Genomic DNA, 5452 nt, shown 5'->3' on the forward strand with positions numbered 1-5452 from the left:
GAAGGGAAGATATAATGAAATTGCTTTAGCAATGAATTTATATCAAGAAACATGAGAAGTTATAGAAAGAATAGTCATAGTCAGTATGATTTAAAAGTACATCTTATATGGATACCAAAATATAGGAAGAGAGTATTGATAGGCAAAGTAGCGGAAAGGGCTAGAGATTTACTAAGGCAGATTTGTATGGAACATGAAGTATATATAATTTCAGGGAAAATATCATGTGATCACGTGCATATGTTTATCTCATATAAATCACAAATATCTCTTAGCAAGTTAGTACAGTATTTAAAAGGTAGTAGCTCAAGAATTTTATTGCAAGAATTTGCTCATTTAAGAAAACAATTTTGGGGCAATCATTTGTGGGCTAGGGGCTATATGGCGGTCAGTTCAGGTAATATAACTGATGAAATGATACAGCGCTATATTGATGAACAGGAAGGTGAACCTGTGAATGATGATCGATTTCTAATCGATTCCACTTTATAACCCCTCAGCTTATAGCTGAGGGTTCTTTAGTTATTAGATGTAGTTTAAGTCCATAGAACCAACCTTTTGTTGTCTTACTGCTTGCTACTATGCCGGCGAACACTTTATTCATTGAAATACGGTATCTCTTACATACCTCTATACTACTTGAATCTACAAAAGAGAGTCCGTCACACTGATCCAAAATAGAATTGAATATTAGTACTAATAGTGGTAAATGTGGACCTATTATTTTTATAAATTGACTATAGCTTACTAATTGAAAATCATCTTTGATGATGAATTCATATTTGCTTCAGATAATAATTCTTAAAACAATCATAAGATGACTGCCAGTAGCCTATTATAATTGTTATTATCTCACTTCTGTTCAGTCGACTTTTAGGACCAGATTTGTTGTTATGGTTAGTAATTGAATTTGTATGCTTGTCTAATTCTTGAAAAAAATCATCGACGTAACAAAATATTTCTGTAAAATCCATTATCATAGGTTATTGCTCTTAAAGTTTTTCAATAACCTATAAACTTTTTTCTAATACTATAAATACCATATTTAATTAGCAATTTGTATTTTGTACTCACTTTATACAAAACAGTATTATTAGATCCCGTAACCCAGTTACTATCAGCTATCAGCGACTTTTGAATACGAAACTCGCGTTATTATATGTTGTTCCCAAATTGTAATATCTTTTAATACGGTATCGTCTATTAAATTTTGGATTTGTTTTAAATTCAGTATTCTGTTATCAAATTTCCCATTGATTTTGCTTTGAGTTAGTAGGTGCATTAATAATATAATCTTTCTCCCTAGCTCTAATATTCCGTCAACATTACATGTTACGGCTTCCCAAAATATTTCTGTTAATTCTTGATTACTATCATTATTTACTATCCCTGCTAAAAACTTCAGAATCATTAGATATTTTGGCTCGTTTCTATGCTCCCCGATAAAACTTGCTGTTTTGTATTTTGTATTATTATCTGCTAACTGATTTTTTAAATAACATGCAGCTAGATATTCTTAAAATGTTAAATGAATAAATTGATGATTTAGATTTATTATGCTTTCGCCTGTTCCTTCTGCTTTAAGCAATCCAAGCTTATTTATTTTTTCTATATTAAGAGTTTTGAAATTCTTATCGTCTAACTTTGCTTTTATTAATTGATGTGTTACTAGCTTCCCTGTATTTACCAAAGCTTCAAAAGCTATTTCTTGTAAGAACTGCAATTCAGGTGTAGATAATATTTGTCCGTCGGTAATATTTACTATTCTTTCATTTTCAAATTTCTGAAAATATTTTTTTCCAAGCCATATTACTACTTCATTATATAATTGACTTATATTAAAATCTTCTTGGTTATTTTTTTGAAATTTATCTCGTATGTCTTTATCTTCCCAAACTAAACATATTAATGCCGTATTGATAGGAACTTCACATATCTCTTTTATTTGGTTATTAACTGCTAAAAAGCTTTTTAACTGCACTCCAAACTCTTTATCCTTATCATTCTCAAAATTTTTATTTATATATTTCTCTATTCCCTCCATATCCCAGCCTGTGTTTTCTACTTTCCGCTCAAACTGACTACTCATCTCCTCTATAACCGCATTAGGTCTAGAACTCATTATTACATTTTTATATTCTGATACTTCATCTATTATGTCTTGAAAATCATTTCTATTAGACATATTTAAATGTGCTACTTCATCATAACCGTCTAGCAACAATAAAACCTTATCTTTTTGTTTTTCCTCTTACTACATGACAATTTTTCATTTTATCATCTTTGGATATTGGAATATCAAGGACAACAGCTGTATCCAACGTACTAATTGAGTAGAAATATTATACAAGATATTAACCAATGTATCTAATCCAACACGAAATATACTATTTTGCCTATAACCATGTTTTTTAATAACTATTGGTTTATCTAAAACTATAATCTCTCCAGTTTGATAAGCTAGGCAAAATGCAATAGACAATATTTGCATCAATGTATCTAATCGTAAATCATTAGTAATATGAGTTGCTTCACAGTTGAATCCTGCTGATTTAAAAGCTTTGAACATTGTTTCAATTTGCCATCTTTGAGCATATATCTCAGCAGGATTTTTGATCTCATCACTATGTATTAAGACTGCAAGTTCACTCTTCTTATTTCTGATCCCTACTACATTAAATATTTCACCTTTTGTACCAATTCTACGTTGTGACAAACTCACATGCGATCCTATGGCTAGAGGGCGAAATAACTCTTGTATTTTAACCATTTTTCCCCTTGCATTACTGATATATTGTCTATTTTCTCTAACTCGAAAAACGTATCTTATTTGATTTGTTCTAAGCCAAGAGAGCCATTCCTTACCTATAAATTCTCTATCAGCGGTTAATGCTTCAATGCGGTTTTTGTCAAAAACTTCTAAAAAACACTCCATCAGATCAATACGCTCAATATAATCAGAGTTACCACACTTTTTATCACTTAGAAAATTCCAAAAAGGGGGATCGCTATACCATGAAAACTGACAGCTAAATATAAAATATTTATATGTTAGTATATTTCGTGTTGGATTAGATACATTGGTTAATATCTTGTATAATATTTCTACTCAATTAGTACGTTGGATACAGCTGTTGTCCTTGATATTCCAATATCCAAAGATGATAAAATGAAAAATTGTCATGTAGTAAGCAAATTTCCAATTCGTTCTATCTAAACACAATACCCATTTTTGCTCCTGCTCAAACCCAGTCATCATGACTAACATAACAGGTAATACTCTCCATGATATTGAGATTTCAGAGATAAATCTTTGCATCCTTCTATACCATGAAGCTGCTTTAATCCCAGACGGCATTCTATTGCATAATAATGACATGTTTACTGTCCTGCTGTTAAGCATTGAAATGATAAATAATCCTAAACATTTTGCTCTTGATAAATTAAGCGAAATATGTTTTTGTAATAATTCGACTAGAGGGGCGGAATGATCTTTCATATGTAAACCAAGTTCTTTCCCCGTTATCATCATGAATTATCAGCAAAATTCAATCCTTTAGTCCTTACATCTCTAAAAATTGTCATGTAGTAAGATCTTTTTTATTAAAGTTCAATATTATATATAAGTTTGTTGATAAAAAATGATTTATTTACTAATATCTATATTTCCATAAATAATATTAGTTTTATATGCTACTGCTACTTCCTGAAATAACTTTGACTTTAATAGCACTTTTAGGGCAGTTTTTTGCCGTAATTATACCAAATAAAAATAGAATTATTTCTAATATCATTATTTTATTATGCATATTATCAATTTTTCTTACCTTTAAGTACTCAAGCTATGAAGGAGTATGGCACTCATTTGCTACCGAAATAAATATTGGTATTAGTAAAAGCATAGTGCTACTATTCACTATTATCTCCATGATTATATACCGTGATTACTCTATTCTTGTTGCTGAGGAATTAAAGTTTGAATTTATTACTTTAATGTTATTATCGGTCGTAGGTATTTTTGTTACAATTTCATCACGGAATTTTCTATTATTATTCTGCGGTATGGAGCTTACTGCTTTAACTTCATATACACTTGCAGAATTCAAATTAAATGATATTAAATCATCGGAAGGTGCTTTAAAATATTTTATCTTAGGTAGTTTAGTTAGTTGTTTATCATTATTCGGTATTTCTTTTATATACGGATTCGGCGGAAGCCTACAATTTGAGGATATCTTATATAAACTAAATGATAATTCTGGGATGGATCTTGGTTTAATAATCGGTATTGTATTATTTTTAAGTAGTATTTTCTTTAAACTCTCAAGCGTTCCATTTCATTTTTGGGTCCCTGACGTATATGAAGGATCGCCGATTACTTCGGTTACTTATTTCACCGCTGCCTCAAAAATAGGTATGGTTATTGTTTTATTAAATATCAGCAAATTAATCATAGGTAACTACTACCCTATTAATTATAATTTAATAAAGATAATTGCTATATTATCTATGCTGTTTGGAGCTTTTGGAGCTATTCGTCAAACTTCTCTAAAAAGATTAATGGCTTATAGTACTATTTTAAATATCGGTTATGTATTAATCGGCGTTCTTCTGCATAATCAAGAAGGATATAAAGCAGCTTTACTATATATTCTAATATATGCGGTAGGAAGTATAGGATTTTTTACTTGCTTAATCATGCTGCTCGGTAAAGACACCGATAAAGCTAGTTTTAAAACTATACAAGGAATTGCAGAGAACCATAAAACTATAGCTGCCGTAATTAGCATAGTTATGTTTTCAATGATTGGAATCCCTCCTCTTACAGGATTTTTCGGTAAATATTACCTTTTTTACCAAGCAATTAATCAAGAAGAATTCGCATTAGCTTATTGTGGTATTTTTACCAGCGTAGTTGCTGCTTTTTATTATCTTAAAGTAGTAAAAACCCTGTATTTTTCTAAAAAGATTGAGATAATTAAGCTTCCTATGCAATATGGGCTTTTACTGATTAATTACTTAGTTGTAGGCTTCTCGTTGCTTGGTTCATTTATTATCTCGTTTTAGATGGTGTAGACTTTTTATTAACAACACTAGCCGCAGTAGTTTTAGTAGGCTTCACAACCTTTTCTCTTAGATTCTTTATATGTTTTAGATCTTCTTCATCTAATTTTAATAAATCTTGGTCTTTCTGTTTAGCTTTTTTAGCTAGACCTAATTGACTTGGAGTAACACTAACAATATCATCCGTTCCGACTTCTTTTTTGAATTTTTCTAGAGCGTCTACATATTCTCTGTTTGCGTCTATATTTGTCTTTACTGATTTTTGTTTTGATTCTTTCTTTATTTTATTAGAAGAATCAGCTAAATTTCTTTCATCTTTAATATCTTCATTTAAACTTTTTATTGTCTTTATTAAATGTTTTTTCGCGCTATCTCTAATACCAAGTAT

General features: G+C 30.1%; 7 protein-coding genes and 1 pseudogene. 2 read left to right on the top strand and 6 right to left on the bottom strand.

Annotation, left to right across the window (positions count from 1 at the left end):
- Positions 1–51 precede the first annotated feature (51 nt).
- The gene (gene tnpA / locus REIS_RS04985; protein WP_008579324.1) at positions 52–492 is read left to right on the top strand and encodes an IS200/IS605 family transposase; all 441 of its coding nucleotides are present in this window, start codon (positions 52–54) and stop codon (positions 490–492) included.
- Positions 493–496: 4 nt separating this feature from the next.
- Here tnpA and REIS_RS12640 read toward each other — a convergent pair whose 3' ends face one another.
- The 5 genes from REIS_RS12640 to REIS_RS05015 all read right to left on the bottom strand — a co-directional run bounded on the left by REIS_RS12640 (position 497) and on the right by REIS_RS05015 (position 3532).
- The gene (locus REIS_RS12640) at positions 497–676 is read right to left on the bottom strand and encodes a transposase (RefSeq protein ID WP_008580173.1); all 180 of its coding nucleotides are present in this window, start codon (positions 674–676) and stop codon (positions 497–499) included.
- Positions 677–1117: 441 nt separating this feature from the next.
- Positions 1118–1411, bottom strand: a complete 294-nt coding sequence (locus tag REIS_RS04995; protein WP_050755366.1) for a hypothetical protein — start codon at positions 1409–1411, stop codon at positions 1118–1120.
- A 105-nt stretch (positions 1412–1516) separates the two neighbouring features.
- Positions 1517–2185, bottom strand: coding sequence for an NACHT domain-containing protein (locus tag REIS_RS15700; protein WP_241760890.1), 669 nt, complete (start codon positions 2183–2185; stop codon positions 1517–1519).
- A gap of 84 nt (positions 2186–2269) precedes the next feature.
- On the bottom strand, positions 2270–3103 hold the full coding sequence (locus tag REIS_RS05010; RefSeq protein ID WP_338109796.1) for an IS4 family transposase: 834 nt from the start codon (positions 3101–3103) through the stop codon (positions 2270–2272).
- A 6-nt stretch (positions 3104–3109) separates the two neighbouring features.
- A complete protein-coding gene (locus tag REIS_RS05015; RefSeq protein WP_008579489.1) occupies positions 3110–3532 on the bottom strand; it encodes a hypothetical protein in 423 nt (140 codons plus the stop codon).
- A 158-nt stretch (positions 3533–3690) separates the two neighbouring features.
- On the opposite strand from REIS_RS05015, the gene nuoN reads away from it, so the two are divergent.
- A complete protein-coding gene (nuoN, locus tag REIS_RS05020; RefSeq protein ID WP_008580174.1) occupies positions 3691–5067 on the top strand; it encodes an NADH-quinone oxidoreductase subunit NuoN in 1377 nt (458 codons plus the stop codon).
- Here the strand turns inward: nuoN and REIS_RS12645 are convergent.
- Positions 5054–5452 (bottom strand): annotated as a pseudogene (locus REIS_RS12645) (hypothetical protein); the annotation flags it as partial. The gene nuoN and the pseudogene REIS_RS12645 overlap by 14 nt on opposite strands.

This window comes from Rickettsia endosymbiont of Ixodes scapularis, from assembly GCF_000160735.1.
Classification (GTDB): Bacteria; Pseudomonadota; Alphaproteobacteria; order Rickettsiales; family Rickettsiaceae; genus Rickettsia; species Rickettsia tamurae.

What these genes read in the sequence shown, in the direction of transcription:
- tnpA (WP_008579324.1), top strand. Translation starts at nt 52, where the DNA reads ATGAGAAGTTATAGAAAGAATAGTCATAGTCAGTATGATTTAAAAGTA.
- REIS_RS04995 (WP_050755366.1), bottom strand. Translation starts at nt 1,411, where the DNA reads ATGATTCTGAAGTTTTTAGCAGGGATAGTAAATAATGATAGTAATCAA.
- REIS_RS15700 (WP_241760890.1), bottom strand. Translation starts at nt 2,185, where the DNA reads ATGTCTAATAGAAATGATTTTCAAGACATAATAGATGAAGTATCAGAA.
- REIS_RS05015 (WP_008579489.1), bottom strand. Translation starts at nt 3,532, where the DNA reads ATGATGATAACGGGGAAAGAACTTGGTTTACATATGAAAGATCATTCC.
- nuoN (WP_008580174.1), top strand. Translation starts at nt 3,691, where the DNA reads ATGCTACTGCTACTTCCTGAAATAACTTTGACTTTAATAGCACTTTTA.